Source organism: Candidatus Poriferisodalis sp., assembly GCF_965219595.1.
In the GTDB taxonomy this organism is placed as follows: Bacteria; Actinomycetota; Acidimicrobiia; order Acidimicrobiales; family Poriferisodalaceae; genus Poriferisodalis.
Genome location: NZ_OZ244781.1, coordinates 2365714 through 2391158, shown reverse-complemented (window position 1 = coordinate 2391158; position 25445 = coordinate 2365714). Strand labels below are relative to the sequence as shown.

At 68.2% G+C, this 25445-nt stretch carries 24 protein-coding genes; 2 read left to right on the top strand and 22 right to left on the bottom strand.

All coding sequences use genetic code 11. The features are described from left to right. Positions 1–78: 78 nt before the first annotated feature. The gene (gene ruvX, locus ACOQPE_RS10655) at positions 79–516 is read right to left on the bottom strand and encodes a Holliday junction resolvase RuvX (RefSeq protein WP_420608890.1); all 438 of its coding nucleotides are present in this window, start codon (positions 514–516) and stop codon (positions 79–81) included. Beyond that, entirely contained in the window at positions 513–3140 is a 2628-nt protein-coding gene (gene alaS / locus ACOQPE_RS10650) for an alanine--tRNA ligase (RefSeq protein ID WP_420608889.1), read from the bottom strand. Before alaS ends, ruvX begins: the two co-directional genes overlap by 4 nt. A gap of 107 nt (positions 3141–3247) precedes the next feature. On the opposite strand from alaS, the gene ACOQPE_RS10645 reads away from it, so the two are divergent. Both ACOQPE_RS10645 and ACOQPE_RS10640 read left to right on the top strand, forming a co-directional pair. Continuing rightward, positions 3248–3517 carry a hypothetical protein gene (locus ACOQPE_RS10645; RefSeq protein ID WP_420608888.1) on the top strand — a complete coding sequence of 90 codons (270 nt, stop codon included), beginning with the start codon at positions 3248–3250 and terminating at the stop codon, positions 3515–3517. Next, positions 3514–3672, top strand: coding sequence for a hypothetical protein (locus tag ACOQPE_RS10640; RefSeq protein WP_420608887.1), 159 nt, complete (start codon positions 3514–3516; stop codon positions 3670–3672). Before ACOQPE_RS10645 ends, ACOQPE_RS10640 begins: the two co-directional genes overlap by 4 nt. 12 nt (positions 3673–3684) lie before the next feature. On the opposite strand, the gene ACOQPE_RS10635 is transcribed toward ACOQPE_RS10640, so the two are convergent. The 20 genes from ACOQPE_RS10635 to ACOQPE_RS10540 form a co-directional block, all read right to left on the bottom strand. Continuing rightward, positions 3685–3954 carry a hypothetical protein gene (locus tag ACOQPE_RS10635; RefSeq protein ID WP_420608886.1) on the bottom strand — a complete coding sequence of 90 codons (270 nt, stop codon included), beginning with the start codon at positions 3952–3954 and terminating at the stop codon, positions 3685–3687. A gap of 1 nt (position 3955) precedes the next feature. Beyond that, a complete protein-coding gene (locus tag ACOQPE_RS10630; RefSeq protein ID WP_420608885.1) occupies positions 3956–4339 on the bottom strand; it encodes a hypothetical protein in 384 nt (127 codons plus the stop codon). Beyond that, positions 4336–6159 (bottom strand): aspartate--tRNA ligase, encoded by a 1824-nt coding sequence (gene aspS / locus ACOQPE_RS10625; protein WP_420608884.1) that lies wholly within the window; start codon positions 6157–6159, stop codon positions 4336–4338. Before aspS ends, ACOQPE_RS10630 begins: the two co-directional genes overlap by 4 nt. Then, positions 6159–7511: a histidine--tRNA ligase gene (gene hisS / locus ACOQPE_RS10620; protein WP_420608883.1), complete on the bottom strand. Its 1353-nt coding sequence runs from the start codon at positions 7509–7511 to the stop codon at positions 6159–6161. Before hisS ends, aspS begins: the two co-directional genes overlap by 1 nt. 67 nt (positions 7512–7578) lie before the next feature. Then, positions 7579–9885 (bottom strand): RelA/SpoT family protein, encoded by a 2307-nt coding sequence (locus tag ACOQPE_RS10615; RefSeq protein ID WP_420608882.1) that lies wholly within the window; start codon positions 9883–9885, stop codon positions 7579–7581. A 106-nt stretch (positions 9886–9991) separates the two neighbouring features. After that, complete coding sequence (gene secF / locus ACOQPE_RS10610) at positions 9992–11113, bottom strand: protein translocase subunit SecF (protein ID WP_420608881.1); 1122 nt, start codon at positions 11111–11113, stop codon at positions 9992–9994. Beyond that, positions 11110–12726, bottom strand: coding sequence for a protein translocase subunit SecD (gene secD, locus ACOQPE_RS10605; RefSeq protein WP_420608880.1), 1617 nt, complete (start codon positions 12724–12726; stop codon positions 11110–11112). The genes secF and secD overlap by 4 nt, the downstream gene beginning before the upstream one ends. A 45-nt stretch (positions 12727–12771) precedes the next feature. Beyond that, on the bottom strand, positions 12772–13086 hold the full coding sequence (yajC, locus tag ACOQPE_RS10600; protein ID WP_420608879.1) for a preprotein translocase subunit YajC: 315 nt from the start codon (positions 13084–13086) through the stop codon (positions 12772–12774). 59 nt (positions 13087–13145) lie between these two features. Continuing rightward, a complete protein-coding gene (gene tgt / locus ACOQPE_RS10595) occupies positions 13146–14354 on the bottom strand; it encodes a tRNA guanosine(34) transglycosylase Tgt (protein WP_420608878.1) in 1209 nt (402 codons plus the stop codon). A 10-nt stretch (positions 14355–14364) separates the two neighbouring features. Then, a complete protein-coding gene (locus ACOQPE_RS10590) occupies positions 14365–15672 on the bottom strand; it encodes an S-adenosylmethionine:tRNA ribosyltransferase-isomerase (protein WP_420608877.1) in 1308 nt (435 codons plus the stop codon). A gap of 90 nt (positions 15673–15762) precedes the next feature. Further along, positions 15763–17013 (bottom strand): Holliday junction branch migration DNA helicase RuvB, encoded by a 1251-nt coding sequence (ruvB, locus tag ACOQPE_RS10585; protein ID WP_420608876.1) that lies wholly within the window; start codon positions 17011–17013, stop codon positions 15763–15765. Next, positions 17010–17627, bottom strand: a complete 618-nt coding sequence (gene ruvA / locus ACOQPE_RS10580; protein WP_420608875.1) for a Holliday junction branch migration protein RuvA — start codon at positions 17625–17627, stop codon at positions 17010–17012. The genes ruvB and ruvA overlap by 4 nt, the downstream gene beginning before the upstream one ends. After that, entirely contained in the window at positions 17624–18184 is a 561-nt protein-coding gene (gene ruvC, locus ACOQPE_RS10575) for a crossover junction endodeoxyribonuclease RuvC (RefSeq protein WP_420608874.1), read from the bottom strand. The genes ruvA and ruvC overlap by 4 nt, the downstream gene beginning before the upstream one ends. A 59-nt stretch (positions 18185–18243) precedes the next feature. Further along, the gene (locus ACOQPE_RS10570; protein WP_420608873.1) at positions 18244–19032 is read right to left on the bottom strand and encodes a YebC/PmpR family DNA-binding transcriptional regulator; all 789 of its coding nucleotides are present in this window, start codon (positions 19030–19032) and stop codon (positions 18244–18246) included. Between the two features lie 67 nt (positions 19033–19099). Beyond that, a complete protein-coding gene (gene pdxT, locus ACOQPE_RS10565; RefSeq protein WP_420608872.1) occupies positions 19100–19759 on the bottom strand; it encodes a pyridoxal 5'-phosphate synthase glutaminase subunit PdxT in 660 nt (219 codons plus the stop codon). An 84-nt stretch (positions 19760–19843) separates the two neighbouring features. Continuing rightward, complete coding sequence (gene pdxS / locus ACOQPE_RS10560) at positions 19844–20743, bottom strand: pyridoxal 5'-phosphate synthase lyase subunit PdxS (RefSeq protein WP_419864268.1); 900 nt, start codon at positions 20741–20743, stop codon at positions 19844–19846. A gap of 54 nt (positions 20744–20797) precedes the next feature. Next, positions 20798–21613: a hypothetical protein gene (locus ACOQPE_RS10555; protein WP_420608871.1), complete on the bottom strand. Its 816-nt coding sequence runs from the start codon at positions 21611–21613 to the stop codon at positions 20798–20800. 846 nt (positions 21614–22459) lie between these two features. Next, positions 22460–22747 carry a hypothetical protein gene (locus tag ACOQPE_RS10550; RefSeq protein WP_420608870.1) on the bottom strand — a complete coding sequence of 96 codons (288 nt, stop codon included), beginning with the start codon at positions 22745–22747 and terminating at the stop codon, positions 22460–22462. Next, positions 22744–23586 (bottom strand): hypothetical protein, encoded by an 843-nt coding sequence (locus ACOQPE_RS10545; protein WP_420608869.1) that lies wholly within the window; start codon positions 23584–23586, stop codon positions 22744–22746. The genes ACOQPE_RS10550 and ACOQPE_RS10545 overlap by 4 nt, the downstream gene beginning before the upstream one ends. Continuing rightward, complete coding sequence (locus tag ACOQPE_RS10540; protein WP_420608868.1) at positions 23583–25442, bottom strand: hypothetical protein; 1860 nt, start codon at positions 25440–25442, stop codon at positions 23583–23585. Before ACOQPE_RS10540 ends, ACOQPE_RS10545 begins: the two co-directional genes overlap by 4 nt. Between the last annotated feature and the right edge of the window lie 3 nt (positions 25443–25445).

Genomic DNA, 25445 nt, shown 5'->3' with positions numbered 1-25445 from the left:
GCGTCACCACGCGTCGCCGTCCCAGAGTCCGCCTCCGCTGCGTGACCAGCAGCGGTCGACTCAATGTCGGTGCTGCGGTCAGGCACGTGCGTCGAGCCACGACTGCAAGATGACCGCGGCCGCCACCTTGTCGATGACCTTGCGGCGAGCCGGGCCGCGCACGCCTTGGTCGGCGAGGATGCGCTCCGCGCTCACGGTCGTGTAGCGCTCGTCGTGCAAGACCACCGGCACATCGAGTGCCGCCGCTATCTCGTCGGCCTCGGCTCGCACGCCCACCGCAGCCGGTCCTTCGCTGCCGTCGAGCGAGGTCGGCAGGCCGATCACGACCACCTCCGCACCCACGTCAGCGACCATACCTGCGAGTGCTTCGTGGTCTCGGGCACGCTCGCCGCTGCGTTCGAGGACCTCATATGGCACTGCCACCGCAGCATCAGCCGGCGCAATGGCCACGCCGATGCGCACCGAGCCGAGATCCACGCCGACAGCCCGCATCATCGGGCCCGGCGCTCCACTCACTCCCCGAGTGCTGCCGCTCGGGCCTGGGCCAGGGCCTCGCCGATGCCCTCAGGGTTGCGGCCGCCGGCCACGACAAGCGGTGGGTCGCCCTTGGCGCCGAAGCCGCCGCCGACGGTGCGGGCCGCGTCGCGCAGCAGATCCCCCGCAGACAGATCGCCGCCCGGGTCAACCGCAGCGACCAGCGCCACTCCCCCGGCCGCCGGCGCGGAGGCCAGCACCACGGCGCGGATGCCGTCGCGGTCGCGCACCGACACTGCCAAATCCCTCAGTGGGTCCCGTTCCAGATCGCCGAGATCGGCGACAACGACGCCGTCAGCGGCCCCGGCCGCCAGCTCGTCGGCGCGTGACGCGGCCATGGAGCGCTGCAGGTCTCGCACCTGGCGGCGCAGCTCCTTGGCCTCGTCCAGCCGTCGCTGCACCGCTGAGGCAATCTCGTCGGGCTGCGCATTCAGCATCTCGGCCAGCGAGTCCAGGGTGTCTTCGGCGTCGGCCAGCCGATCGACGGTCGCGAAACCGGTGACCGCCTCGATGCGGCGCATGTTCGAGCCGATGCTCGCTTCCGAGACGATGCGCAGGTGCCCGATATCGCCGAGCGCGGCCACGTGGGTTCCGCCGCACAGCTCAGTCGAGTGCTCGCCGGCTTCGAGCACCCGCACCACGTCGCCGTACTTGTCGCCGAAGAAGGCGATGGCGCCGATGGCCTGCGCGTGGCTCATCGAGGTCTCGTAGTGGCGGCAGCGGCCATTGGCGATGATCTCGGCGTTCGCGGCGCGCTCGATCTCGCGCAGCTGGTCGCGGCTGACCGCCTCGTAGTGGCTGAAGTCGAAGCGCAAACGATCGGGCGCCACCAGCGAGCCCGCCTGCTTGACGTGGTCACCCAGTACCTCGCGCAGAGCCCAGTGCAAGATGTGGGTGCCCGTGTGGTTGCGCCGTATCGCCGCCCGGCGTTCGTCGTCGATCGCCGCAGTCACCAGCGATCCGACCTCGACGCCGTCGTCGACGACGCGCCCGATGTGGCGATGTAGGTCGGCGAGTGCGTACGTGCAGTCGAGCACCTCGATGCTGCCGTCGGGACCGGTGATGTTGCCTATGTCGCCGATCTGCCCGCCGCTCTCGGCGTAGAACGGCGTGCGATCGAGGAACACCTCGACCAGGTCGCCGCCTCGGTCGTCACCGTCCTGCCCGTCGCCGAGCGGTATGTCGAAGGTGGCGAGCACCCGGGCGTCAGCTACCGCCGGTGCGTCCCGCACGAAGTCGGTGGGGCCGAACTGCGCCAGGATCTCCCGGTAGCGCTCGTCCGCGAACGTCGGGCCGCCGGCCCGACCAGCCCGTGCTCGCTCGCGCTGGCGCTCCATGGCGGCCTCGAAGCCGCTGCGGTCGAGGCTCAGGCCGCGCTCGGTGAGGATCTCCTCGGTCACCTCCACCGGGAAACCGTGCGTGTCGTGGAGCAGGAAGGCGACCCCGCCTTCGAGCACTCTCGAATCGAGCTCTGTCGAATCAAGCTCAGAAATCGCTTCGTCCAGGATCGTCTGGCCCGCGGCGAGGGTGGTGCGGAAACGCTCCTCCTCGCGGGCCACGACATCGGCGATGAACTGCCGGTTCTTGACCAGGTCGGTGTAGTGGTCGCCCATCACGTCCACAACGATCTCGACCAGCCGCGGCATCACGACATCGGTGACGCCGAGCACCCAGGCATGGCGCACGGCGCGGCGGATGATGCGGCGCAGTACATAGCCACGGTCTTCGTTGGAAGGGAATACGCCGTCGGAGATGAGCATCGCCGTCGTGCGGGCGTGGTCGGCGAAGATACGCATCGAGACATCGGTTTCGGGATCGGCGCCGTAGGTCTTGCCGCAGATGCGCTCGGCCTCGGCCAGCAGCGGTGCGAACAGGTCGATGTCCCACGCTGCGGGCACGCCCTGCAGCACCGCCAGGATCCGCTCGAGGCCGGCGCCCGTGTCGATGCCCGGGGCTTCGAGCGGTGTCATGTCGCCGGTGCCGTCGGCCGCGAACTGCATGAACACCAGGTTCCAGATCTCGACGAAGCGGTCCTCGCCGCCGTGCGCCGGTCCGCCGCCGTCACCGAGCTCGGGTCCCAGGTCGTAGAAGATCTCGCTGCAGGGTCCGCACGGTCCCACATCGCCCGCCGCCCACCAGTTGTCCTTGTCGAGACGCTGGATGCGCTCAGGCGGGACGCCGACGGACCTCTGCCAGATCTCAGCTGCCTCGTCGTCGCTGACGTGCACCGTCACCCACAGCTTCTCCCGCTCGAGTCCGAGCACCTCGGTGACGAATTCCCACGCCCACGGGATGGCTTCGGCCTTGAAGTAGTCGCCGAAGCTGAAGTTGCCCATCATCTCGAAGAATGTGAAGTGCCGGTTCGTGCGGCCGATGTCGTCGAGGTCGTTGTGCTTGCCGCCTGCACGGACGCACTTCTGGATGGTGACCATGCGGCGCGTCGGCGGCACCTCCTCGCCGAGGAAATACGGCATGAACGGCACCATGCCCGCCACGGTGAACAGCAGCGAGGGCTCGTGCGGGATCAGGCTCGCGGAAGCGCGAACTTCGTGGCCTCGCTCCGCCCAGAACGAGTTGAACGCTTCACGCAGTTCGCCGGCGCGCATCCCCAGAGGATACCGAGGGGCCTTCGCGGCCTCCGTGGCCGCTGTGCCGAGCAGCGTGTGACGCTGCACTCGTCAATTCAGAAAACAGTGAAACACTCTGAAAACAATTGAAATATGTTCTCGATGTGGATATTCACCCTTCGGCTCTGCGGCACGGCATCCCTGCCGCAGATATCGAGCACGCGTGGGAGTTCGGCGCGCGCTTCGTCCAACTTGATTCGGAAGGCGACTGGTCGAGGGAACTTTGCATCGGCCCCGACCGGGCAGGCAACCTCCTGGAGATCCTCTACCGTCCTGCTGCAGAAGACTTCATCATCTTCCACGCGATGCGGCTCCGGCCAATCTTGGCTCGCTACCTTGGGAAGCGACGATCATGACCGACTTCAACGACGAACCCACTGACGAGGACTACCTCAGGATGTCCGAGGAATTCGAGCAACACGAGTTCACACAAGACGAGCTAGACCGGATCTTTGCTACGGAGCGCAGCACACCGTTCCCAGCTTCTGAGCCAGCCTCCACCGCGACTTGAGGAGCTGACAGCTCAGGCGGCTTCGCCGCGGTGGCGGCGCTCGGCCCAGCGGCGGTCTCGTTCGTCGCGCAGGCGCTGTTCGGCGTCGTTCATCTGGCGTTTGCCGTCACGCCACGCCGATCGGAGGTCGCGGCGCATCTGGCGTGCCGTGCCCAACACGTTGGCCGTGCCCCGCACCGGGGCGTAGCGGTCCAGCAACGAGCGCAGCCGTCGCTGCACCCACAGCGAGGCGCCGGCACCCAGGCCCGCGCCCAACGTCAGCCACCTCAGCCGCTTGAACACCTCAGCGCTCCCCCGTCTCGCCGCTCGCAGCAGTCTCGCGCTCCGAGTCGCCGAGACGGTCCTTCAAGACAGAAAATGCCGACCTGACCTTGTCGACGGGTGCTGCGGCGGCGCGCGCGGTGGCGGCACCGGCAGACTCAGCCAGCCCGGCCACCTTCTGCGCCACGTTCAGCAGGTCGCGCAGCCGTCCGATCTCGGTCTGGGCCATCTCGGCGGTATCCGCAAGCTGGCCCAGCGCCGGCCCAACCTTGGAGTCGAAGTCGTCCAGCTTGCGGCGCAGCTCGCGCATCAGGGCGAATGCCTGGGTCAGCACAGCGATCAGGGCCACCAGCGCGACGACCACGCAGACAGTCACCACCACGGCGGCCAGATCGCCGGCGCTCACGTGAGTTCCTCGTCGTCGGCCACGATCGCGAGGCCGAGTTCTTCGAGCTGGACGTCGGAGATCGCAGACGGGGCATTGGTGAGCGGATCTGCTCCGGACTGGCTCTTGGGAAACGCGATCACCTCGCGGATGTTCTCCTCGCCGCACAGCAGCGCTGCGAGACGGTCGATGCCGAACGCAAAGCCAGCGTGCGGCGGAGCGCCATAGCGGAACGCGTCGAGCAGGAACCCGAATCGTTCCTGCGCTGCGGCTGGCTCGATGCCCAGCAGGTCGAAGATCTGCTGCTGGATGTCGCCCCGGTGGATCCGGACGCTGCCCGAGCCCAGCTCCCAGCCGTTCAGCACCAGGTCGTACGCCTGCGAGCGCACGCCCAGCAGGGTGTCAGCGTCGAAGCCGCCGCCTGACGCCATGCGCGCCGAAGCCGCCGCGACGACATCGAGATCGTCGGCATGGGGCATGGTGAACGGGTGGTGGGCCGGGATCGGCAGACCGTCGGCGCTCACATCTTCGAACAGGGGAAAGTCGACCACCCACAGGAAGTGCAACCCGCCCTCGTTCACCGGCGGGCGGCCCAGCTCCAGCCGCAACAGCCCGAGCACCCCGCTGGCTCGGCGCCAAGTATCGGCCACCAGGTAGCACATGTCACCCGGCTCGGCCCCGAGTCGGCCCAGCACGCCGTCGATCTCGGCGTCGGACATGAACTTCGCGACCGGCGAGGTGACGGCCAGCCGTCCTCCCGCTGCGCTGCGGGCACCGTCGGCCAGCGGGTCGCCGGCACTGATCCGCATCCACACGAGACCCTTGGCACCCCAGCGCTGGCACTGCTTGGTGAGATCGTCGACCGCGTTGCGGCTGATGTCGCCGCCGCCGGGCACCCGGATGCCCCGCACGGCAGGCGCCTTGAAGGCGTTGAACCCGGTCTCTGCGAACAGTTCGGTGAGCTCGGTGAGCTCGAGCCCGAAGCGCAGGTCGGGCTTGTCCGACCCGTAGCGGTCGATCGCCTCGTGCCAGGTGATCTCGGGCATCGCCGCGGGGCGCACGCCGGTGATCTCTTCAGCCGCCGCGGCCACCGCTTCGCTGATCACGGAACGCACTTCGGCACCGCTGGCGAAACTCATCTCGAGGTCGAGCTGGGTGAACTCGAACTGCCGGTCAGCTCGCAGATCCTCGTCTCGCAGGCACCGCGCGATCTGGTAGTAGCGGTCGATGCCGCCCACCATGCAAAGCTGCTTGAACAGCTGGGGGCTTTGGGGCAGCGCGTAGAAGCGGCCCTGATGCAGACGGCTGGGCACCACGAAGTCGCGGGCGCCTTCCGGCGTCGAAGCAACCAGCGTCGGCGTCTCGACCTCGATGAATTCCGCTGCCTCCATCGAACGCCGGATCGCTGCATTCACCCGCGCCCGATTCACCAGGTTCGAGTGCATGCGAGGGTTCCGCAGGTCCAAGTAGCGATGGCGAATGCGCAGCATCTCGTCGACCTCAGTGCGACCGTCGATCTGGAACGGCGGCGGCTCCGAGCGCGACAGCACTTCGACGGTTGCATCTCCGATCTCGATCTCGCCAGTGGCCAAGTCGGGATTGGCTGTATCCAATGGGCGCTCACGGACGGTGCCGGTCACCGACAGCACGTACTCCGAGCGCAGATCGTGTGCGTGGTCCACAACGCACTGCACGATGCCGGTGCGGTCGCGCAAGTCGACGAACGCGAGGTGCTCACCATGCTCACGACGCCGGGAGACCCAGCCGCACACGGTGACGTCCCGGCCGATGTCGGCGCGGCCCAGACGCCCGCAGTAATCGGTTCGCGCTCCGGCACCCATCACGCAACGCCTTCCGCATTGAGCTCGTCGAAGATGCGCCGCAGTGTGGGGAGCAGTTCGGCCCGCGGCACGGTCTGCTGCGGCGTGTCGACGTCACCGCCGTCAGGGCGTCGCAGCGGTCGCACCGTCACGGTGCCGGCGTCGACCTCGTCGCTGCCCACGATGAGCGCAATCTCGGCGCCGGAACGGTCCGCAGCGCGCATCTGCGCCCGCATCGACCGGTCGTCGAAGGCCCGGTCAGCACGGATTCCAACGGCTCGGAGCTCATGGGTGAGATCGCGAGCGGCGGCGCCGCCCGCCGTGTCGATCACCCACACTTCGGCCCGCTGTGCCGGAACCTCGAAGACGCCTTCGGCATCGCAGGCCAGCAGCAGACGCTCAATGCCCAATGCGAACCCGATGCCGGGCGTCGGCGGCCCGCCGAGGGCCTCCACGAGCCCGTTGTAGCGGCCTCCGCCGCAGATGGTGTCCTGGGCGGCGTCGAGGCTGGTGGCGCGGAACTCGAACGTGGTGCGGGTGTAGTAGTCGAGGCCGCGCACGAGCTTGTGCTCGACCTCGTGGTCGATCCCGAGCGCGTCGAGCCCCTCGCGCACCCGCTCGAAGTGGGCCGCCGTGGCTGCGGTGAGATAGTCGGTGATCCGCGGGGCTTCCGCGGCCACAGCCGCCGTCGCCTCGCGCTTGGAGTCCAGGATGCGCAGCGGGTGGTGCGCGATCTTGTCGCGATCCTGCGGGTCCACATCGCCGGCGCGGCGCTGCAAGTAGCTGCTCAACGCTTCGCCGTAGGCCACGCGGGTGCCGAGGTCGCCCATCGAGTTCACCAGCAGTGGTACCTGCTGCAGCCCGATCGCGCGAAAGAACTCAGCGGCGAGGGCGATGATCTCCACATCGGCATCGGGATCGTCGGTGCCGAGCGTCTCCGCCCCGATCTGGTGGAACTGGCGGTAGCGGCCGGCCTGGGGCGCCTCGTAGCGGAAGAACGGCCCTTGGTACCACACCTTCCACGGCGTGGTGGGGCGGTGCTGGGCGAAGGCGCGGCACACCGACGCCGTGCACTCGGGCCGCAGCGCCAGGTGGCGGTCGCTGCGGTCGAAGAACTCATACATCTCCTTGCCGACCACGTCGGTGCCCTCGCCGATTCGGGCGAAAACGCCGATGTCCTCAAAGATCGGCGTCTGCAAGTAGCCGAATCCGGCACGGTCTGCGGCTGCGATGAAGGCACCCAGCAACGCCACCCAGCGCCCGGATTCCGGCGGTGCGAGATCGTGTGTCCCGATCGGCGTCCGGAACGACTTCAGGGCCGCTGCATCGCCGCTGTCGGCAGGGTTCGCGGGCGTCGAAGGCGTACCGGACATGACCAGCGCAGGCTACGGCCCTACCGCCCCCAGTCCTAGCTGCCCCAGAGCCTCAGAACTCGGCGCGTCAGTATTCGGTGCGGGCGAGTCCTTCGATGGTGCGGTAGGCGTCGAACACGCCGGGCACCTCGCGCAGGGCGGCCAGCAACTGGTCCAGCAGGATGGGATCGCCCACCTCCACCTCGAACTGCATCACCGCCACCTGGTCGTCGCCCACGAACGTGTCGCAGCTCGCGATGGACAAGTCGTGGCGGCCCGACACCACCTGCACCACATCGAGCAGCAGCCGGTTGCGGTCGAGTCCGCGCACCTCGAGCGCGGCGGCGAACTCGCCCGCCCAGCTCTCGTCCCACTCCACCTCGACTTGGCGGGCACCCGACGCAGTCGCCAGTTCGCCCGCATTGGCACAGTCGGCTCGATGCACCGAGATGCCCCGCCCGCTGGTCGAGAAGCCCAAGATCTCGTCGCCGCGCACCGGGCTGCAGCAACGTGCCAAGCGCACCAGCGCGTCGTCGTGGCCGTCGACATGCACACCGGCAGAGCGACGGCGGCGCGAGCCTCGCTGGCGGGCCGGGCGTGCAGGCAGCTGCACCCCGTCGCCCTCACCTCGCAGGTTGCTGAGGAGCCGTTTGGCCACGGAGTGGGGCCGCACGTCGCCCTTGCCGACAGCTTCGAAGAGCTGGTCGAGATCGGCTCGGCTGAGCTGCTCCGCGACGGCGCGCATCTCGTCGCCGTCGATGAGCAGCGACGCCTTGAGCCCTTCAGACCGCAGCTCGTCGGAGACTGCCTCACGACCGGCCGCCTCCCACTCGGAACGGTCGGAGCGGGCGAACCAGCGCCGGATGCTGTAGCGGGCCCGGGGTGTGACGGCGATCTCCAGCCAGTCACGCGACGGCCGGGTCCCGGGATCGTCGGAAGTGAACGCTTCCAACGTGTCGCCTGAGCGCAGCTGCCGGTCGAGCGGCACGAGCCGGCCGTCGATCTTGGCGCCGATGAGCGTGTCGCCGATATCGGTGTGAATGGCGTAGGCGAAGTCGATGGGCGTGGCGCCGGTCGGCAGCGTCACCACGTCGCCCTTGGGCGTGAACACGTACACCTCGCCGTGACCGAGGTCGCTCGCGATCGTGCGCATGAACTCGGCCGGGTCGTCAGACTCGGCCTGCCACTCCACCAGCCGGCTCAGCCAGGGCATGTCCTCCTCGGCGGCGGTGCTGGGGTGACGCTCTGCTTTGCTGCCGTGGCGCTGCGCCTTGCTGCGGTTGCTGCTGCTCTTGTTGCCGTTGCCGTTGCGCTCGGCCTTGTAGCGCCAGTGGGCCGCCACGCCGTACTCGGCCCGCTGGTGCATCTCGTCGGTGCGGATCTGCACTTCCACGGCCGTGCCCGACGGACCGACCACCGTGGTGTGCAACGACTGGTACAGGTTGAACTTGGGCATCGCGATGTAGTCCTTGAACCGGCCCGTCACCGGCTTCCACGTCGCGTGTATGGAGCCCAGCGCCGCGTACGCGTCGCGGATCGTCGGCACCACCACCCGGATGCCCACCAAGTCAAATATCTCGTCGAACGAGCGGTTCTTGATGACCATCTTCTCGTAGACGCTCCAGTGGTGCTTCTTGCGCCCGGTCACCGTGGCCTCGATCTTCATCCGCGACAGCTGCTCGCGGACCTCGGTCAGCACTTGGTCGACGTACCGCTCCTGCTCGGGAGTGCGCTCGGCGAGCATCCGGTCGATCTCGGCGTAGCGCTTGGGGTACAGCGCCGCGAAAGCCAGGTCTTCCAGCTCGTCTCGCACCTGCTGCATGCCGAGCCGGTTGGCGAGCGGTGCATAGATGTCGAGCGTCTCGCGGGCCACGTCGGCCTGCTTGGCAGCACCGAGCGCACCGAGCGTGCGCATGTTGTGCAGCCGGTCCGACAGCTTGATCATCAGCACGCGTGGGTCGTTCGCGATCGCCACGAGCATCTTGCGCAGGGTGGCGGCCTGCTGAGCCTGCTTGGAGGCGAAGCGGACCCGGTCGAGCTTGGTGACCCCGTCCACGATGGCCGCGACCTCGGGGCCGAAGTCGTCGGACAGGGCGACCAGCTCGACGCTGGTGTCTTCCACTGCGTCGTGCAGCAGCGCAGCGGCAATCGACGTGTCGTCGAGGCCGAGATCGGCAACCACGCCTGCCACAGCGACCGGGTGGGTGATGTACGCCTCGCCTGTCTTGCGTCGCTGGCCCTCGTGTGCCTGTGCGGCCGCTTCGTACGCCCGGATGACCAGCTCGGGCGAGCGCTTCGGCCAGCGCTGGCGGTAACGCTCGACCACCGGCGAGATGTCGGCCGCGACCGTGTTCGCGATGCGCCGCCACGGCAGCACGCGCGACACCGCAGGCATGGCCCTAGCCAAGCTTCTCGCTGCGGTGCTCGGCCGGCACCGGGCCGAACGCGGAGTGATTCACACTCCCATTCTGCCGCGCCTCGCCGGTCATCTGGAGCCGGATCTAGCGGCGGCGGCCCTTCTTGCGGGGGCGGGGCGGGGCGCTGCGGGTGTAGCTCTCGGCGGCGAGCGCCTGGGTGGCAGCTTCCATCGAGTCGTGACGGCCGGCGGCGTCGGCCGCAGCCTGCGCGGCGGCCCAGCCGGGCTCGTAGCCCTTCAGCCACGCAACCGTGGGCATCGCCACGAAGATCGAGCTGTAGGAGCCGACGAACAGGCCGATCAGCAGCGCCGTGGCGAACTCGGCCAAGGTGCCCGCACCCAGGAACCCGGCGCCCACGACCAGCAGCGACAGCACGGGCAGCACCGAGGTGATCGAGGTGTTCACCGATCGTGTCAGCACCTGGTTGAGCGACACGTTCGCGAGCGCGTGATAGGTGAAGTGGCTGCGCGCCGGCAACGACCGCTCGTTGGATTTCACACGGTCGAACACGACGATCGTGTCGTACAGCGAATAGCCCATGATCGTGAGGAAGGCCACCACCGTCGCCGGCGTCACCTCGAACCCGAACAGGGCGTAGGCGCCGACCGTCAGCACGATGTCGTGCCCCACCGCAATCAGTGCGCCCACCGACATCTTCCACTCGAAGCGGAACCACAGGTACAGCGCGATCAGCACGAAGAACACCACGAGCGCCCGGCGTGCCTTGCCGGCGACCTCGTCGCCGAACGACGGGCTGACCTGGCGCGACGACAGGCTCTCCACGTCGACGCCGACGGCATCGGCCAGCGCCCCGGCCACCGCTGCGCTGTCGGCATCGGGACCCAGCACGCCGCGCACCCGGAAGATGTCGGGCGCGCCGGTGACCACCACGAACTGCACGCGCGCATCGGGCACGCCGGCCTCCGCGGCCGCCGACGCCACGTCATCGGTCGTCACACTGTCGACCGATGCACTGCCGGAACCGGTCGACGCGTCATCCGCTTCGGCGCCTTGAGATTCCTCGGGCACCGGTATCTCCCACACCGAGCCGCCTTCGAACTCGATGCCGAGATTCAGGCCGCGCACCAGCAGAGCCACCACGCACACGAGCACAGCAATTGCTGAGCCGATGAGCACCTTGCGTGACAGGCGCAGGATGTCCCAGGCGTTCTCGCCCCGGTAGAAGGTGCGCAGCGCTGCAATCACGATGTGCCTCCTGTCGGCACCGTTGCCGGGGTGGCATCGCCGTCGGCTGTCGGCAGCACGCCGAGGCGCCGCGGTTCCTCATTCACCAGGCGTCGAGCGATGAACACCACCAGCGGCCGCATGAAGAAGTACGACACTGCCAGGTCGATCAGCGTTGCGAGCCCGAGATACAGGGCGAAGCCGCGTACGGTGCCGCTGGTGAGCTGGTACAGCACGCCCGCGCCGATGAGCGACGCCAGGTCGGCCCACACAATGGTCATGAAGGCGCCCTTGAAGCTGGCATCGGCTGCCGAGCGCACGGCCCTGCCGCGGCGCACCTCTTCCTTGATCCGCTCGTAATAGACGATGTTCGAGTCGACCTGGACGCCGATCGACACGATGATGCCGGTAGTGCCGGCCAGCGTCAGCGCCAGGCCCCGGCTCTCGCCGAGCCAGCTGATGAGCGACCACAGCACCGACCCGCTGATGGCCAGGCTGGCCACTGCCACAATGCCGAGCAGCCGGTAGTAGGCCAGCATGTACAGGCCCACGAGGATCAGCCCGACGATGCCGGCGATCACGCCCGCACGCAGCGTTCCCTCGCCGAGGGTGGCCGACACGGTGCGCACATCGTCCTGCACGAACTCCACGGGAAGAGCGCCGAAGCGCAGCGCAACAGCGAGGTCGCGTGCCCCGTCCTCGTCGAACGTGCCCGAGATGACGGCCGTGCCCCCGAATTCGGTGGCCCGGATGACCGGGGCAGATTCCACGACGCCGTCGAGCACGATGGCCACCTGCTGGCCGAAGTAGCGGGCAGCGATCTCGTCGAAGCCGACAGCGCCCTCGTCGGTGAGATCGACATTGACGACCCACTCGTTGTTGAACGTTGCCGCTGCCTCGGCGACCGCTTCGCCGGTGAGCTCAGCCGGGCCGAGCACATACCCCACGATCTCGCCATGGTCAGTGAGCACGACCGTCCGCTCTGCCAGGTCGTCCTCCGACCGCGTGAGCTCCAGCGTCTCGTCGGGCTCGATCTCATCGGGTTCGTCTGCCTCCGACGCATCCGTTGCGGGCTCGATGATCTCAGGGTCTTCGACCGATTCGGGCCCGTCGGCCAGAGCTGCCGGTGAATCGCCCAGCGAGTCATCGGCAGCTTCCCCGTCGAGCGCCGGCTCGTCGTCTGCACTCGTCTCGGATTCGCTCTCGGCATCCGCGGCGTCGGCAATCGCGCTGTTGTAAGCGTTGGCGAGGTCCAATGCAGAGCGGAGCTCGGTCTCGTCGAAGCGGTTGAACGTCAGCAGCACTGGCCGGAACCGCAGCTCTGCTGTCTGCCCCACCAAGTCCACCGCACGCTGCTTGTCCTTGACGCCGGGGAGCTGCACCACCACCTGCTCGCCTTGGCGAGTGATGTCGGGCTCGGCCACGCCGAGCGCATCGACGCGCGAGCGGATGATCTCGATGGCACGGTCGAGCTGTTCATCGTCGGCTGGGGCTGTGGGCCGCAGCAGCACCTCCACGCCGCCCTGCAGCTGCACGCCCAGCACCGGCGCCCAGCCCGCGGCCAGCACGCCCGCGAGCGAGCCGAACCCGATCAGGATCGCGAGAAGGAGCGAGACGATCTGCGAGCGGCGCACGTCAGACCAATGCGCCGATGCCTGCGCTGCGCGCTGCGGCCGGGATCATTCCGATTCGTTGACGCCGTCCGATGCGGGCGGATCGTCTGCGCCACCGCCGCCGGCGGACGTGATGATCTCGCCGATGGCGCGGCGTTGCACCCGCAGCTCCACATCGCTGTCCACCTCGAGGCAGACCACCTCGCCGGGCTCCTCGACCGCCACGATCTTGCCGATGACCCCGCCGACCGTGGCGACCTCGTCGCCGATGTCTGCAGCGCGCAGCATCGCGGCACGCTCGGCGGCACGCTTGCGCTGCGGCCGGATCATCAGGAAATACATGATGGCGAACAGTGCGACGAGGATGATGATCGAACCCATGACGTACCCCTCAGCGTGACGGCGGGTCAGCGTACCGGGCTTCCTCCGCCAGCAGCGGCTCAGCCCCAGACTTCATTGACCTGCTCACGGAATGCGCTGAAGCGGCCGGCTTCGATGGCGGCTCGTGCGTCGGCCACCAGGTCGTTGAGGAACGTGATGTTGTGCAGCGTCAGGATGCGGCTGGCCGTGGGCTCATTCACGCTCATCAGATGCCGGAGATAGCCGCGGCTGAAGCGGGCGCCTGACCTGGGGCGGCTGTCGGCGCCTTCTTCACGAGTGTCGAGGGGCGTGGCGTCGCGGGCGAACCGGGCATTGCGAATGTTGATGCGACCCTGGGGTGTGAGCGCGGTTCCATGGCGGCCGAGCCGGCTCGGCAGTACGCAGTCGAACATGTCCACTCCGGCGGCGATGGCATCGACAATGCGGGCCGGGTCGCCCACGCCCATCAGGTAGCGAGGCCGGTCGGCAGGCAGCACCTCGGTCGCTGCGTGCAGGGCCGGGCCCATCTCGCTGCGGGACTCGCCCACCGACAGCCCGCCTATGCCGTACCCGTCGAAGCCGATCGACGCCAGCGTCTCGGCGCTGCCGCGCCGGAGGCCGGGATCGATGCCGCCCTGGCAGATGCCGAACAATGCCTGCCCACCGGCGATCCCGTCCCGTCGCGCAGTGCCCATGGCCGCCGCGGCCCTGGCCGCCCACAGGTGGGTGCGTTCGGTCGCTTCGCGCACCTGGTCGGGTGGCGCGGGCAGTTCGGGGCAGATGTCGAGCGCCATCTGGATGTCCGATCCCAGGCGGCGCTGCGCATCGACCGCATCTTCGGGTGTCAGCCGCATCTGGGCGCCGTCGTAGGTCGAACGGAAGGTCACGCCTTCGTCGTCCACCTTGGATTTCGCATCCTGAGAGGAACCGCCGGGACGGCGGCTGGGCTGATCTGCGCCGCCGGGACGGCGGCCGAGGGACATGATCTGGAAGCCGCCGGAATCCGTGAGGAAATGGCCATCCCAGCCGGAGAATCCGTGCAGCCCGCCGAGCGCTTCCACCACATCGATGCCGGGCCGCGCCAGCAGGTGATACGTGTTGGCCAGCACGACCTCGAGGCCGAGGTGCTCGTAGTCGGTGGCGTCGAGATGGATCACAGCACCACGGGTTCCCACGGGCATGAACACCGGCGTCTGGAAGGTCCCGCGGGCCGTCGTGACCTGTCCCCGTCGAGCTGAGCCGTCAGACGCCAGCAGCTCGAACGCCAGCGGGCTGTCTGGAACGCTCATCTCGCCAGCCTCACGAGGGCGGTGTCCGCCGGAGCAGCATCGCGTCGCCGAAGGACAGGAAGCGGTAGCCGTCCGCGAGCGCCGTCTCGTACAGGTCACGCCAGCGCGGCCCGATGAACGCGTCGATCAGCAGCAGCAGGGATGATCGGGGCAGGTGGAAGTTGGTAAGCAGAGCGTCGACCAGCAGGAACTCAGCACCCCGCCGCAGGAACAGATCGGTCGAGCCGCTGATGTCGCTGCTGACCGTCGGTGCCAGGCCGCGCCGGTCGCCGTGGTCGTCCGGCGGCGCGCAGGCCGCTTCGGGCGTGCACTTAGCGCTGGCCACGCGCAGGTCGCGCTGCTGGCGGGCCGCAGCCTCCAGTGCGCGCACGGTGGTAGTGCCCACCGCAACGACGCGCACGGCCGCAGCGCAGGCAGCGAGCGTCTGCGCTGACACCCGGTAGTGCTCGGTGTGCATCTCGTGCTCATCGGCGTGCTCGGCAGTCACCGGCGCGAACGTGGCCAGGCCGACGGTGAGATCGACGGTCGCGATGCTCACGCCGTTCGAGCGCAGTGCGTCCAGCACGCGTTCGGTCAGGTGAAGCCCTGCCGTGGGCGCCGCGGCTGAACCATCCGAGCGGGCGTAGACTGTCTGGTAGCGATCGGCCAGCGCCGTCCGAGCAGCATCGCTGTCGGCGGCATTGACACCAAGTCGCTGGGCGATGGCGCCCCGAGCCATGTCCGGGTCGATGTAGGGCGGCAGCGGCGCCTCCCCCGCCCGTTCGAGCAAGCGAGCCTGCGACACATCGGCGAGCGGCGTCTCGCCGACGAGCACACTCACAGCTCGGCGCTGGCGGTCCAGACGCTCGCCCACCACCACTCGCACGCTCGGGTCTCGCTCGGAGACCAGCACCGTCCCATTCGCAATCCGGCGGGAAGGTCGCACCAGCGCCGCCCAGCCCGCGTCGCTGCGCGGCGGCAGTGTCGCCCTGCGGGAACCCTCTGGAGCAGTCGCTCGGGCGGCGGCCCTCGGGTGGGCTGCGTCGCTGCCCGACGGCCGGCGTCCGAGCGGTTCGAGCAGCAGCACTTCGGCCGCGCCGCCAGTGCGCTTGCGCAGCGGCAGGCGGGCAGGCATCACCCGGGTCTCGTTGACCACCAGCAGATCCCCGGGGCCGAGCAGCGACGGGAGATCGGTGACGTGCCGGTGCTCGGGTGCTCGGCACGGCCCCGGGTCAACCAGCAGCCGGGCCGAGTCGCGCGGCTCGGCAGGAACGTGCGCTATCGACGACGACGGCAGCTCATAGTCGAACTCGTCCATCCGCAGCCGCGACGCGCTCATCAGCGGGGAGGCTACGTCGGCTCGCAATTCAGCAGCCGGGGCCGCTCCAGCGGACGCCAATCGTCGCGGATCGCCCAGCGCCGTGCAGGCTCACCACGCTGAGTCGTCGATTTCCACGGGTGCGTCGGCGGACAGCTCGGCGGCTGGCGCGGCCGATGGTTCTGCTGCGGGATGCTGCATCCGCTCAGGGGAGACGGCGGCATCGTCGGCCGCCCGCCCTGACGCATCGAACAGCGTGATGTCGTCGCCGCCCACGGAAGCCCCGGCGAGGTCGGCGAACGGCGGGGCCTCGACGCCGAGATGTGCATACGCCGCTGCGGTGGCGATGCGGCCCCGCGGCGTGCGCTGCAGCAGCCCGCGCTGGATCAGGAAGGGCTCGTACACGTCCTCCACCGTCTCGGTCTGCTCGCCCACGGTGATCGCCAGCGTCGACAGCCCCAACGGTCGCCCGGCGTGAGTGACAGCGAGAGCGTCGAGAATCGCCCGGTCGACCTTGTCGAGACCGAGCTCGTCGACGCCGAATGCTGCGAGCCCCTCCTGCGCTACTGCCACGTCGACGGCGCCGCTGGCGCGCACCTCGGCGAAGTCGCGCACCCGGCGAAGCAACCGGTTGGCGATCCGCGGCGTGCCCCGGCTGCGTGAAGCAATCTCCGCAGCCCCCTCAGCGTCAACGTCCACGCCCAGAATCCCGGCCGCACGGACCACAATCGCCGTGAGATCTTCCGTCGAGTAGTAGTCGAGGCGCTCGACCAGGCCGAAGCGGTCTCGCAGCGGTCCCGAGATCAGCCCGGTGCGAGTCGTGGCGCCGACCAGGGTGAAGCGGGGCAGCTCGAATCTGATCGAGCGCGCGGCAGGTCCCTTGCCCAGCACGATGTCGATCGCGAAGTCCTCCATGGCCGGGTACAGCACTTCCTCGACCACCTTGGGCAGGCGGTGGATCTCATCGATGAACAGCACATCGCCGTCAGCCAGATTGGTGAGGATTGCCGCGAGATCTCCGGCTCGCTCCACCGCCGGGCCCGACGTCAGATGCAGAGCCGCGTTCAACTCGGCGGCGATGATGCCGGCCAGCGTGGTCTTGCCCAGGCCCGGCGGGCCGGCGAACAGCAGATGGTCGGGCGTTTGGCCCCGGGCCAGCGCAGCCCGCAGCGTGATGGCCACGTGTTCTCGCACCTCGGGCTGGCCGACGAATTCCTCCAGCGACCGCGGTCGCAGCGAGGCCTCGGCATCGCCGTCGTCGACCGCCGAGCGGGCTGGGTCGGTGACCTCGCTCCGGCCCGGTTCTGACACCCCCGAATCGTCACGCCGGTAGCCCTCGCTGCGGGCTCCCCCAGCACTCATCGCGGACCCAGCTCCTGCAGCGCCACGCGCAGCAGGGCACCGGTGTCGGCTTCGGCATCGCGTGCTGCCTCGATCGTCACGGCGGCCATTGCCTCACGTATCTCCACCGGAGCGAATCCCATCTGACTCAGTGCGGCCCGCACTTCCGCAACCGCAGATCCTGCGCCGTCGCCGGCCGCCGCCACAGCGGCAGCGCCGGCAACGTCGGGCGCGCCGAGCCGCGACTTGAGGTCCAGCACCATCCGCTTGGACGTCTTGGCGCCGATGCCGGGCACCAGCTCCAGCGCCGCGGCGTCGTCGGCGGCCACTGCGCGCCGCAGCTCGTCGGGCGGCAGGTGCGAGAGCACGGCAAGCGCCAGCGCGGGGCCCACGCCGTGCGCGCTGAGCAGGGCCTCGAAACAGCGCCGCTCGTCGAGCTCGGCGAATCCGTACAGGTCGGAAGCGTCCTCGCGCACGTGGTGGTGTACATACACGAAGCACTCGTCGCCCACCGGTCCGGCGCCGGCCAGCGTGGACGGCGCCACGACAACGCGGTACCCCACCCCGCCGGCCTCGATCAGCAGCTCGCCGCCGGGATCCTTGTCGAGCAGGCGCCCGCGCACTGAGCCGATCACGACGTGGGTGCCGCCGCGCCCGAAGCGGGCAGCAGCACACGCGCCCGGGCATGGGTTGCCGCCCCGTGCCAGGAAGCCTGGGACAGGTGGCACAGCGCGACCGCAGCCGCATCGGCGGCATCGGCTGGCTCAGGCGGCCCCGGCAGCGCGAGCAGCTCGGCAACCATGCGCTTCATCTGGTCCTTGTCGGCCCCGCCCCAGCCCGCAACGGCCTGCTTGACCTGGGTCGGCGTGTATTCGACCACCTCCAGCCCTGCTGCGGCCGCCACCGCCATGGCGAGCCCGGCCACTTGCGCGACTCCAATCGCAGTGCGCGCATTTGCCTGGAAGAAGACTCGCTCCACGGCCACCACCGAGGGCTGGAATTCGGAGATGAGGGCCTGCAACTCACCCATCTGCGTGGCCAGGCGCGCTGCGTGCGGCTCTCCTGGATCGGTGCGGATGACGCCCAGGGCGACTGCTTCGGTGCGGGCACGCTGCGTTCCAGCAGCGGGAATCTGCTCCACCACGCCGTACCCGCAGCGTGACATTCCCGGGTCGATCCCCAATACGAACATCAGTACGAACCGTAGCCTTTGGCACCGTCCGAGCCGGGTATGCGTGACACCGCTCCGCCCTAGCCGGCGATCGCCTCCAGCAGCGAATCGCTGATGTCGAAATTGGCGTACACGCCCTGCACATCGTCGTGATCGTCGAGCGCGTCGAGCACCGCCATGACCTGCTTGGCCTCCGACACGCTGGTCAATTCGATGAGGTTCTGCGGCGCGTACGTCAGGTCGGCCGAGGTCACCGCGATGCCCGCTGCCTCAATCGCCTCGCGCACCGCCATCGTGTCGGCGGCAGCGGCGGTGACTCGCCAGGTATCGCCCTCCTGCTCGACGTCCTCTGCGCCGGCATCGAGCGCCACCAGGATCAACTCGTCTTCGTCGGGCACCGTGCCTGCGGCCGTAGACCCGTCGGGCTGCGGCTCGACCGCGGGCACCACCACCACGCCCTTGCGCTCGAACTGCCACGCCACCGCGCCCGGCTCGGCCAGCGATCCGCCGGCGCGGGTGAACACGCTGCGGATCTCCGACCCGGTGCGATTGCGGTTGTCCGTCAGCACGTCCACGTACATCGCCACGCCCCCCGGCGCGTAGCCCTCATAGGTGACCTGCTCGTACGACACGCCCTCGAGCTCGCCGGTGCCTCGCTTGATGGCGCGTTCGATCGTGTCCAGCGGCACCGAGTTGTCGCGTGCCTTCTGGTACATGGTCCGCAGCGTCGCGTTGGCATCCAGATCGCCGCCGCCCTCGCGTGCGGCCACCTCGACCTGGCGGATCAGCTTGGCGAACAGCTTCCCGCGCGCCTTGTCGGCAGCGCCCTTGCGGTGCTTGATCGTGGCCCACTTGGAATGACCAGACACAGACCCCCTCCCGAACGAGACCTGCCATCAGGCAGTGCAGCCGCGACAGTCTGCCGGGCGCGGCCGCTCAGCGGGCCATGGATGCGCCGACCATGTCGAGGAAGAGCTGGTGAATGCGGTCGTCGGCCGTTAGCTCCGGGTGGAAGCTCGACACCAGGATCGGTCCTGACCGGCACAGCACCGGCACCGACGACGGGACGCCGTCGGTCGACGAGTTCGAGGCGGGCGTGATCTCAGCGAGCACCTCCACGCTGTCGCCTGCACGCTCCACCCACGGTGCTCGAATGAACACCGCCTTGAAGGGCTCATCGAGGCCGTCGGCGGTGAGCTCCGCCTCGAAGCTGGCGACTTGGCGGCCGAATGCATTGCGACGCACCGAGATATCGATGGCGCCGAAGCAGCGTTGATCCGGGCGGCCGTCGAGCACATCGACGGCGAGCAGGATCATTCCCGCGCAGGTTCCGAACGCCGGCATGCCGCCGGCCAGGCGTTCAGACAGCGCATCGAACAGCCCGCTCGTGCGGAGCAGGTGCGACATGGTGGTCGACTCGCCGCCCGGGAGCGCCACAGCATCGACACCGTCGAGATCTGCGGGCACGCGGACCTCGACAGCTCTGGCCCCGGCGCGCCGGAAGGCGGCAACGTGCTCGGCGGCAGCTCCCTGCAGCGCGACAACGCCGATCAACGGCTGGCTGTCGCTCGCGGTGGCGCTCTTCCGCGCCGGCATTATTTTCCGCTCTTGTTCCCGATTTCCCATGCGATTGGGCTCACGGGCCGCTCGGGCCACGGCTTCGCCATTCGGCTCAGCCTCCTACCAGCCGCGTTCGGCGAGCTTGGTCTCGAGACCTTCCATCTCGAGGCCCGGCATGGCGCTGCCGAGACCCCGGCTCACCTTGGCCACCACCGACGGATCGCGGTAGTGCGTGGTGGCCTCGACGATGGCCTCGGCCCTCGGCCCCGGGTCTTCGCTCTTGAAGATGCCCGAGCCGACGAACACTGCCTCGGCGCCGAGCTGCATCACCAGCGACGCATCGGCCGGTGTGGCAATGCCGCCGGCGCAGAACAGGGGCACCGGCAGGCGGCCGGTCTCGGCAATCTCCTGCACCAGGCCGAGCGGCGACTGCAGCTGCTTCGCCCAATCGAACAGCTCGGCGGCATCGGCCTGGGTGATCTTGCGGATGTCGCCTGTGATGGCCCTCAGGTGGCGGACGGCCTCGACGATGTTGCCGGTGCCGGCCTCGCCCTTGGAGCGAATCATGCAGGCACCCTCGGAGATGCGCCGCAGCGCCTCGCCCAGGTTGGTGGCGCCACAGACGAACGGGACGGTGAACGCCCACTTGTCGATGTGATGTGCCTCGTCTGCGGGTGTCAGCACCTCAGACTCGTCGATGTAGTCGACATCGAGGGATTCGAGCACCTGGGCCTCGCCGAAATGGCCGATCCGGGCCTTGGCCATGACCGGGATCGTCACGGCCGCCTGGATGCCCTCGATCATCGCCGGGTCGCTCATGCGGGCCACACCGCCGTCACGGCGAATGTCGGCCGGCACGCGTTCGAGCGCCATGACGGCGACCGCTCCGGCGTCTTCCGCGATCTTGGCCTGCTCGGGCGTAACGACATCCATGATGACGCCGCCCCGGAGCATGTCGGCAAGCCCGCGCTTGACCCGCACCGTTCCGACCAGATGAGACGCTCCGTCACCTGAATTCATGCGCTCAGTGTAGGGAACGGCCCCAGTGCTGCCCCGGGGATTATCCCGCCGAGCTCAGAATTCGCGCAGCACCGCCACCCGCGTCTCGAGGTCGGCCCGGTAGTCGGGCAGGCTGTCGGGAGCATCGGCTGCGTCGGCCCTCGGATCGGCCAGCCACAGCGGCCAGGTCACCCGCGGTGCATCAGTGCGCACACCGGCCGCCGACATCGTCTGGAGCGCATCGGCGAGACCGGGCGGGTAACGGGTCAGCCGCACGGCTTCGGCGTCGTCGTCGAAATCGCTGCCGGTGCTGGCTTCGCGCTCGGTGCGAGCCTGCACCAGCGGCCACAGGGCCGGCCACACCAGCGCCGGAAACCCCACCGTGGTGACGGCGGTGGTCAGGTAGGCAGCCCGCCCGTCACGAATCTGCGTCAGCAGCCGCGCCACGACGGCCTCCAGCTCGATGCGATTGAGCGCTTCAAGCAGTCCCTGCGTGACGACGAGGGTCGAGCGATCCGGTCGCCGGCCAAATGCCGTCGCATTCGCAGCCGAGCTCGGCGCGACAGCGAGCGTCGGCACCGGAACGCCCACGAGCAGGCAGACGCCGTCGACAACGTTTTCCAGGCGAGGATGGCTGTCAGCATCGCTCGGCCCCGAGCCGGCTCCGAGGAGCGCTCGTTGCAGGCGCCGCTCCCCCACAGCCAGTTCGCCGGCGGCGAGCACGCACGTCGCAGCGAGCGCAATCGGCAGCGCCCACCAGCCGAGCCCGGTGAACAGCGCCACCGGCACGCCGACGATGGTCGCCGCAACCAGGTGCACGGCCCAGAACTCCGCCAGCAGCTTGTCGGCTCGACTGCGATAGATGGCGAACAGCGGGTCCACCCGCAGCATTCAACCGGCCCGGCTCCCCCGCCCCACGCCGGCGCATGGCATTGGGCGCAAATCAGGCTCGCTGCGCCACTGCTTCAACTGGCGGTCAGCCCTTGGCGGCAGTGCGCAGCGCGATCGCACGCTCGTACATGTCCGCGTGGATGCCCGCCAGGTGGGCCATCGAGAACTGCTCCGCTTGTCGAACTGCTCCCGTCAGCGCCTGCGTCGGCGCCGGGCCTGACGGTTGCTTGCGGACGGCGCGGACTCACCGGAGGGCGTCGCCTCAGAAGGCGCTGTACTGGCGGGACGAGTCAGCTCAGCCCAGTCCATGAGTTGAGGGTGAGACCGCAAACATCGTTGGGCGATAGCCTGCAAGTGCTCGTCGCGCACGCCTCGGCTGCTGAACTCGGCTACGGCGCATACGGCCGCAAGTGCGCGCGGAGCGAGCAACGAACTGTACGTGCCTTGCGAACGCTCCATGAAGCGGTCCCATGAGCTGCGGTGCAGAATCCGGTGACACTCCTCAACGGTCAGATTGGCGTCAGCTGGCGCATTTGCGACAGCATCTGTAGCCAGGCGGCACCTCCAATAGGCGCGTGCGATCGGCGGATCGATGGCGACCCGATAGAGGCGGCGAATGTGCGGCAAGCCGCCAAGCCGACGCAGCAGATTCCTCGTGGCCTTATCGAGCGTCTCTGACGCGGAATTGGGCATCGCGGCGGGATCGGTCGACAGAACCCTGGGGTTAACTCGCGCGTTGAATGCAGTGTCAGGCGGGTTCGGGAAAGTGCCGGCCCTCAGCCAAGCGATGTGACATATGTACCACCACGGACTTGAGAGGGCTTGCTGCGGCGTGACGGCCTCAAGCTACAGTCCGACGTGGCGCTCCCACTCGAAATTGGTGGTCAGCATCTCATCATCCGTCACACCTTGCAGCGGCGGTGCAGCGTCGATGAGTTCAGGCGCGGCACCGAGCTTCTGTTGAAGCAACGCAGCCAATCGATCTGATGAAGTAGCTGCGTTGACCAACTCCTGCTGACGTGCGATCAGATCTGGCGCAGGATTACTCGACCTTTTCTGCTCTACGAGCGACTGCTGCCACGCGCTGAACTTCCGCTCCACAGATTCAGGAACCACATTGCCAATCGCGTTCACGCCGCATCGCTCCCGATAGCGAACTTGATCAAGTCCTGACCGAGGAGCACCGTGGCGGCACGGAGGGGGTCATAGCCTTCATCGCCTGGGGCCGGACACTCTGGATCTATGGCCTTGATCTTGGCCTCCAGTTGATAGCCGATCAGTTCCTTCTGCTCGCTGCTTGCGTCCTCTTCGCCATCGACGCTTCCGCCGAACGCGCTTCGATGGTTCGCATCAGCCAGTGCAGAAACCCATGCGGCGAGCATGACGGTCTTGGCCGCGGGCTGACCTTCGTTTTCCTGACACTCAACCAAGTCGTCGGGATGCATGGCGATTTCGTAGGTCGGGTGGGCATAGCGGCAGCGCATTTCGCGTGGTAGCAGGGTTGGGTCGGGAACGAACGTGAGCAGACTCATCTGTGGAGACGTCAGTTCCGCATGTTGACCCCGAGCAAGCCATTGTCCGGCTTGGACCTCAACGCTGGGCCCGAGCTCTCGCCAAGCGGGGCTCAGGTGAGTAACGGGCAGCGCGCAGTCGCGGACGGCGATGAGGCCGGGACGAGCTTGGGCACCATCCTTGGCAAAGGTCGCGGCATCGAGGTCGAGAGTGTGCTGCGCGGCGCCTTCAGGGGCCAACACCAAGCTGCTCCGGAATGTGGCTGATGAGACGACCTCAACGGCAAAGCGCGCTGCGCCGCTGACGACCAACTCGTTGAGTTCATCCGCTCCCTCGAGGATGTGATGCGCTGTGATGGCATACCCGCTACGCACAGTCGTCATATTGCAGCGATAGTGACCCTCGGGCCAGTCGCGCGAGAGGGCATCGACGCGGGCATCGCAGACCGGCACGATGCTCACGCGCGCCTACTCACTACCGCCGTCACGGCTTCCCAGCCCGGCGGCGCATCTTGCACCTCAACGCGGATGGTCCCTTGGCCGGCGGTCACCTTCACTTCCTCCGCCCATTCATCGTCAGCGCCGCCTTCGGGCCGGATCAGCAGTGCTCGGTCAGGGGCCGGCCTTCGGTCCGCAGGTTGTGAACCGGACCCCACGACGATCGACACGCCGACGTTGGACGGCCGGCGACTCTCACCCGTAAAGTCCCATTCCACGACCGCATCTGTCCCGTTCACGGGAATCAGAGACCGCCGTACTCCTTCGACACTGCCGGGTCGCCACGACTGCGGCCGTACGGGACGAGGCCCGGGGTTTGGACCTGGGCCCGGTCCGGGACCTGGCCCTGGGCCCGGACCCGGTGGTGCAGGCCCGGGTTCAGGCTCCGGCTGGGGCAGCGGCGGTTGCGGCGATTCGGGTCGAGGTGGCCGGCGCCGCGGCGGTGCGGGTTCGATCTTGCTCGGCATGCCTTCAGCGTCGAAGATGCGCAACACGTCAGGCACCCACTCGTCGGTCTCGAGCTCACCCACGGCTTGTTTGAGGGCGTCCTGCACAGCCTGTAAGCCCGACTGGGTCAATGCGCCATACTCGCCAGGGGCCTGCGAGACCTTGATCTCGAGGTGCGAATCAGTCTCGCACTCCTTGATCGCCGCAGCCAGTTCGCCGCCTGCGTCGAGCACAGCGCTGAAGGCCTTGATGCCTCGAAAATCGTGGCTTCTGAGTCTCGGAGCATCGTCGGTGATGCGCATCCCGTTACGAAACACCGTGACCTTGGTGTCCTTACCGGGTGTCAGCCTGTACCAGAGCGAGCCCCCATCACATGGCAAGGTTCGGTCTTCAGTGAGCGTCTCCCACGCGGCCCACGCTCGGGCGCCTGAACCGTAGTTGCGACCGCTTGCCCGCAAGCGCCCGCGGTCCGCTTCCAAGCGCCTGCCGACCTCATCCTCATCGAGCGAAACCCTGCTCCTCAACTCGGAGCTGTAGGTCACGGTCAATCTGCCCTGCTTGAGTGCAACCATGAAGTGCTTCGCGACGGCATTGAAGATGCGATCCATGTGTGGGTCGGCTGCCAGATTGCCGTCACCGTCTCGACCGGGGGACTCCTCGTCTCGGGAGTCGTAGGCAAGGATCGCTACCGTCGTTCCTGACGTAGTCGGAACTCTCATCCACGTCGGCGTGCTCGCAGGGTCGGCCGGCTGAGCCTTGTAGCCACGAAAGCCATCTACATGCGCTGCTGCAGTCAAGCAGCCTTGCCGCTCCTTGTGTACTTCCTCTCCGTCACGCTCCTGTCGCTGGCTCGCCAACATGGCCTGCCCGCCGAACAACAGCCCGTCAGGTCCGCGCGACCCGTAGAGCACATACCGCATGTCTGATGCATCGAGTGCTGTCAGGTGTCCAACGCCGACGGATCCCAGCTTGCCGACGGCCGCCTCGCCCACCTTGGCCGACATCGCCTCCGCAAGCAGCCGCTGATACTCGCCGAGGCGGAGACCGGTACCGTTGTCAATGCACAGCAAGCAAGTCACTGAGTCGGCCTTGAGCGAGCGACCGATGCGCTCCAAAGCAGCTCTCGCTACCGGGGTCTGCCGTAGGTCCGGGTGAATCGCATCGATCGCGGTCCGGTAGCCGTCGATGTCGGGGATTTGCTCGACAGGCAAGCGCACGGTGCAGAAGTCGACCGTGTCGGCCCCTGCGTCAAGGGCATTCTGAACGAGCTCGCGCACGACGATCTCGTCGTCCGTGCCCTCACCGGACCGAAACCCCTCCGGAGCGGCCATACGGTCCACAAAGACGAGGCGCGGTTCATCACTCTCACGCACGGC

Excerpts from the sequence above, each read along its gene's own strand:
- aspS (WP_420608884.1), bottom strand. The coding sequence starts at position 6,159 with ATGGGTGCCGGAGCGCGAACCGATTACTGCGGGCGTCTGGGCCGCGCC.
- ACOQPE_RS10615 (WP_420608882.1), bottom strand. The coding sequence starts at position 9,885 with ATGCCTGCGGTGTCGCGCGTGCTGCCGTGGCGGCGCATCGCGAACACG.
- tgt (WP_420608878.1), bottom strand. The coding sequence starts at position 14,354 with ATGAGCGTTCCAGACAGCCCGCTGGCGTTCGAGCTGCTGGCGTCTGAC.
- ACOQPE_RS10590 (WP_420608877.1), bottom strand. The coding sequence starts at position 15,672 with ATGAGCGCGTCGCGGCTGCGGATGGACGAGTTCGACTATGAGCTGCCG.
- ACOQPE_RS10555 (WP_420608871.1), bottom strand. The coding sequence starts at position 21,613 with ATGCTGCGGGTGGACCCGCTGTTCGCCATCTATCGCAGTCGAGCCGAC.
- hisS (WP_420608883.1), bottom strand. The coding sequence starts at position 7,511 with ATGTCCGGTACGCCTTCGACGCCCGCGAACCCTGCCGACAGCGGCGAT.
- ruvB (WP_420608876.1), bottom strand. The coding sequence starts at position 17,013 with ATGAGTGCTGGGGGAGCCCGCAGCGAGGGCTACCGGCGTGACGATTCG.
- pdxS (WP_419864268.1), bottom strand. The coding sequence starts at position 20,743 with ATGAATTCAGGTGACGGAGCGTCTCATCTGGTCGGAACGGTGCGGGTC.
- ACOQPE_RS10640 (WP_420608887.1), top strand. The coding sequence starts at position 3,514 with ATGACCGACTTCAACGACGAACCCACTGACGAGGACTACCTCAGGATG.
- ruvC (WP_420608874.1), bottom strand. The coding sequence starts at position 18,184 with ATGTTCGTATTGGGGATCGACCCGGGAATGTCACGCTGCGGGTACGGC.
- alaS (WP_420608889.1), bottom strand. The coding sequence starts at position 3,140 with ATGCGCGCCGGCGAACTGCGTGAAGCGTTCAACTCGTTCTGGGCGGAG.
- yajC (WP_420608879.1), bottom strand. The coding sequence starts at position 13,086 with ATGGGTTCGATCATCATCCTCGTCGCACTGTTCGCCATCATGTATTTC.
- pdxT (WP_420608872.1), bottom strand. The coding sequence starts at position 19,759 with ATGCCGGCGCGGAAGAGCGCCACCGCGAGCGACAGCCAGCCGTTGATC.